Genomic DNA, 4,233 nt, shown 5'->3' with positions numbered 1-4,233 from the left:
AATGGAAAAGTCACGATTTAAAAAAAATAGGATAAGGATGTTGGAAAATAACACCCTGATATTACATATATTTTAATTTTTTTAAAAAATCTCCAATGTCAATTGAAAAAATCAACAAATTTTGTATGTTATAAGAAACTTTTGAAATGAGGAGGAACTCATGAAAAAATTCGGCTTCGCTGCGCTGATCCTCGCCTTCTGCCTGAATGCCCCGGCCATGGGAGCGGAAATCACGGTTTCCGCCGCCGCCAGCCTTTCGGAATCCTTTACGCAGATTTCCCAGGAATTCACCAAGAATACGGGGGTGAAGGTCAACCTGAACTTCGCCTCTTCCAACAACCTTCTCCGCCAGATGGAGCAGGGCGCACCTGTGGATGTCTTCGCCTCCGCCGACCAGGAGACCATGGATTCGGCGGAAAAGAAAGATCTCACGGAGGCCTCGACCCGCCGGAATTTTGCACTGAACGACCTTGTGCTCATCACTCCCGCGAGCGGCACGCTTGCCGGGCCTGAAGGGCTTTCTTCCGCGGACGTGAAGCATATCGCCATAGGCCAGCCCGAGAGCGTGCCCGCCGGCCGCTATACCCGCGACGCCCTCACCAGCGCGGGAACCTGGGAAGCCCTCCAGAGTAAGTTTGTCTTCGGCAACAGTGTCCGTCAGGTGCTGAGCTATATCCAGCGCGGCGAAGCCGATGCCGGATTCGTGTACCGTACCGACGCCCTGGCGGGCGGCAAGGAGGTGCGCATCGTGACTGCCATGACCGGCCACAAGCCCGTGTGCTACCCCATCGCCGTGACGAAGGGCAGCGCGGACAAGGGCACGGCCCAGAAGTTCGTGGATTTCGTGCTTTCCCCGAGAGGGCTGGAAATTCTGGCGCACTACGGTTTCAGCCCGGTGAAGTAGGCGCGTAGGCCTCCGGCATACCCTGCGCCGCTCCGGGCCTCCGGGGCGGCGTTTTAACGTATCGGCCGGGGCAAGGGGCCGGAGGTAGCGGGTTCCCTCGTATCGTCCCGTGGGGCGGGGGGAAAATGCCCCGGGTGCAGGCCCGGCCGGGACGTGTTTTCCGGCAGGGACGGGAACGCGGGAGAGCGCAGTGCTTTCACTCCGGAGAGGGCGGGGATTTTTCGCCGTGCCGTTTCTGCTCCCGTCGCCCGCGGAGCGCCTCAGGAAAAGACAAGCCCCTGCTCCCGCGGAAAAAATGTCCTTGCGGCTTTTCTTGCAAAAGCAGAAGGCCGGGCTCGGGGATGCGGAAGCTTGCAGAGAGCCCGCATGACAGCGGAGGCAAGGCGGCGCGGATTCTTGTCCCTGCCCGGGAGCCCGCCGTACAACGCCCCGTCGAGCAAGGCTTTTTCTGCCGCACAGGAGAAAGCCCCGGCCAGCTTCCGAAGAGCCCGGGCTCAAACGTCGTCGAAGCCGTGGGGCCTGTCGGCATGGCCGCCCCGGTTCAGAATATCCGTAAGGTAGGAGAGGGAGTCCTGCACGTACAGGGTACGTCCGCGAAAATCCTCTTCCATGGCAAGGATGCTCCCGTTGGCGTACACGGCAAGATCGTCGGCAAAGGCGTCCACGTCTTCCGGGTCGTGAGTGATCATGATGAGGGGCACGCCGCAATCGCTGAGGATGCGGGAGACTTCCTTGCGCATGCGTATGCGCAGAAGCGGATCCAACGCGGCGAAAGGTTCGTCGAGCAGGAGTACGCGCGGGGAGATGAGCAGCGCCCGGGCCAAGGCCACGCGCTGCTTCTGCCCGCCCGATATCTGCGAAGGCCTGCGATCCGCAAGATGCGTGATTTCCAGAAGTTCCAGCATGTTACGCATGGCTTCGAGGTCTTTTTCCTCAAGGTGGGTGGAAAAGGAGGAAAAAAAGCCGCCCGCAGAGGCGTTTTCCTTCTGCCTGCGCAGGGCGAAGGCCAGGTTCTGCCGTACCGTCATGTGCGGGAAAAGGGCGTAGTCCTGGAATACATAGCCCACGCGGCGGCTGCGCGTGGGCATGTCGATGCCTTTTGCGGAGTCGAAAAAAACTGTTTCGTCCAGTACGATATGCCCCTGCCGGGGATGCACAAGACCGGCGATCATCTGCAGGGTCAGTGTCTTGCCCGAGCCGGAAGGGCCGAAGAGCACAAGGCGGCCCGCGGAACTTTTCAGGCTGATATCGAGGGAAAAGGAACCCTGCTTCCCCTTCAGGGTAGTCTGTACGGAGAGATCAATCAACGGGAGCCTCCCAGAAGATAGTCGGCGGTGATGAGAATGAAGGCGCAGATGCCCGAGGTGAGAATGACGAGGCAGGCGGCCAGGGCGTCGTTCCCGGCTTGAAACGCATCGTAGATGGCAAGCGCAAGAGTCTGCGTCTTGCCCGGGATGTTGCCTGCGAGCATGAGCGTCGCGCCGAATTCCCCCATACCCCGGGCGAAGGCCAGCATGGAACCGGAGAGTATGCCCCGGGCGGCAAGGGGAAGGCTGATGGAAAAGAAGACGGACAGTTCCGAGGCTCCCAGGGTGCGGGCCGCCTTCTCCACATTGGCGTCCACCTGTTCAAGGGCCGTCTTGGCCGATTTGTAGATGAGGGGGAACACCACCACCGTGGCCGCCACCACGGCTCCCTGCCAGGAAAACATGAACTGGAAACCTATCTCGCGCAGAACAGGGCCGAAAAGGCCCTTTTGCCCCAGAAGCAGAATGAGATAGTAACCCAGCACCGTGGGCGGAAGCACCATGGGCAGAGTGCAGAGAGAATCGATTACTGCGGCGCATACGGAACGGCGGCGCGCCAGAAGACGAGCCACAAAAGTTCCGAGAACCAGGGAAGCAAGGGTAGATAAGCCTGCAACTTTCAGGGAAAGTATGATGGGAAACAGGGAGAACTGCTGTCCGAAGAGAGAAAATTCCATGACGAAGCACTCCTTTACAAAACATAATACACAAATAAATGCAATGAAGCAAGCGACTTTTCCGTCACAAAATACGGTGATGAAAGAAAAATATCGTTGATGAAGGTATGGTCGGCTTGTGCTTATGGGAGCTTTTGGCAGCAATACCATGCCCGGGAGCAGACTTTTCTGTAAAGAAAGAGGAAAGATTCCGTTTTGCGGCATGTCTTCCGGGTTTTTCTCAAGTTTTGCTTGCCATGTATCCGGGTTTTTTTCAGTTTGCCGCAGCGAAGTTGCGGCCCGTGCGGGGCTAGGGTCGGAGAAAGCCGCGCAGGCTGGGATGGCAGGCGGCTTTTTCCCTTTGTGCGGTGGGACAAGACGGCCCTCCCGCAGTGAACCGGGAAAGGGAAAAGTTCGGCATGAGGGCGTCAGGTGTGACATAAAATATAAAATAAAAATAGTAAAATCAAAATATTATAGAAAAAAGTTCATGTAAAACTTAAATTATTTTTAATGGGAGGAAAGGGCCGGCTTCTTCTCCCCGGACAATGGAATTTCACCGCCTGCCGTATGCATTTTCCCCTGTTTTCGGGGCCCCAAAAGGAGACGCCCGTCGGGGCCGCCTGCCCGGAGGACAGACAAAGCCTCGCCGGGCTGCATGGGCAGGGAGGCCAGGGAACGATTCCCGATGTGCCTGCGTGCCCGGCAGAGCTTCTTTGAAGGGGAGCGAAGCCCGGGTGGGGATAGGCAAGGGGACACAGGGCACATTACCCTGTGCCGATGTTCGCACCGTTTTTGTGGAAAAGCGTCGCATGCAGTATGCCGCAAGAGTCGGGAGGGTAACGGCTCTCCTCCCCCCCCCCGAGGTCAGGGAGAAAGGGGCCGACGTGCAGCATCCTCGTATGTGCCTGTAAGGTTTTCCCGGCGGCGGGGCCGGTATCTGTATTTCGGCTGCCGAAGTTTCTCCGGTCTTCCGGCCTGCGGGATGCCCTGCGGCCCGCCGAGGTTATTCCCCGCAGCCCCGGCTGCGTTTGCCTTATTTATGCCTGCCTTATCCTCATGCTCGCCGCAACGCCAGAACATTTGTTGAAATTCCGCCGCCGAAGTATTCCCCTGCCGTCAAACAGCACGTTTTTCCTGATTTTTCATATCAGGCTCCCGGTATGTCCCCGGGGGGCTTTGGATTTGCCCGGGGCAGCTGCCGGGGGGCAGCTCCTGCTCAGATTATTACCTGTTCAACGCCGGGAGTTTTCTGGAATCCCGGCCTGAACGAGGCGGCCAGAGCGTTTCAACTTTGAAAAAGTGAAACGCGAAGGCGGCAGCACAGCGCCGCCCGGCCCTTCGTTTGCGGAAAAACCGCGTTTTT

At 58.1% G+C, this 4,233-nt stretch carries 3 protein-coding genes; 1 reads left to right on the top strand and 2 read right to left on the bottom strand.

From position 1 onward, the window contains the following. Nucleotides 1-160: 160 nt before the first annotated feature. The gene (gene modA / locus K8W16_RS08820; protein ID WP_304122779.1) at nt 161-904 is read left to right on the top strand and encodes a molybdate ABC transporter substrate-binding protein; all 744 of its coding nucleotides are present in this window, start codon (nt 161-163) and stop codon (nt 902-904) included. A gap of 494 nt (nt 905-1,398) precedes the next feature. Here modA and K8W16_RS08815 read toward each other — a convergent pair whose 3' ends face one another. Continuing rightward, nucleotides 1,399-2,211 carry a sulfate/molybdate ABC transporter ATP-binding protein gene (locus K8W16_RS08815; protein WP_304122778.1) on the bottom strand — a complete coding sequence of 271 codons (813 nt, stop codon included), beginning with the start codon at nt 2,209-2,211 and terminating at the stop codon, nt 1,399-1,401. Continuing rightward, nucleotides 2,208-2,888: a molybdate ABC transporter permease subunit gene (gene modB / locus K8W16_RS08810; RefSeq protein WP_304122777.1), complete on the bottom strand. Its 681-nt coding sequence runs from the start codon at nt 2,886-2,888 to the stop codon at nt 2,208-2,210. Before modB ends, K8W16_RS08815 begins: the two co-directional genes overlap by 4 nt. Nucleotides 2,889-4,233 lie beyond the last annotated feature (1,345 nt).

Origin of the sequence: Mailhella massiliensis, assembly GCF_020741395.1 — a bacterium.
Classification (GTDB): Bacteria; Desulfobacterota; Desulfovibrionia; order Desulfovibrionales; family Desulfovibrionaceae; genus Mailhella; species Mailhella massiliensis_A.
Note: the sequence above shows the minus strand (reverse complement) of the source record. Positions and strands in the feature narration are given on the sequence as shown.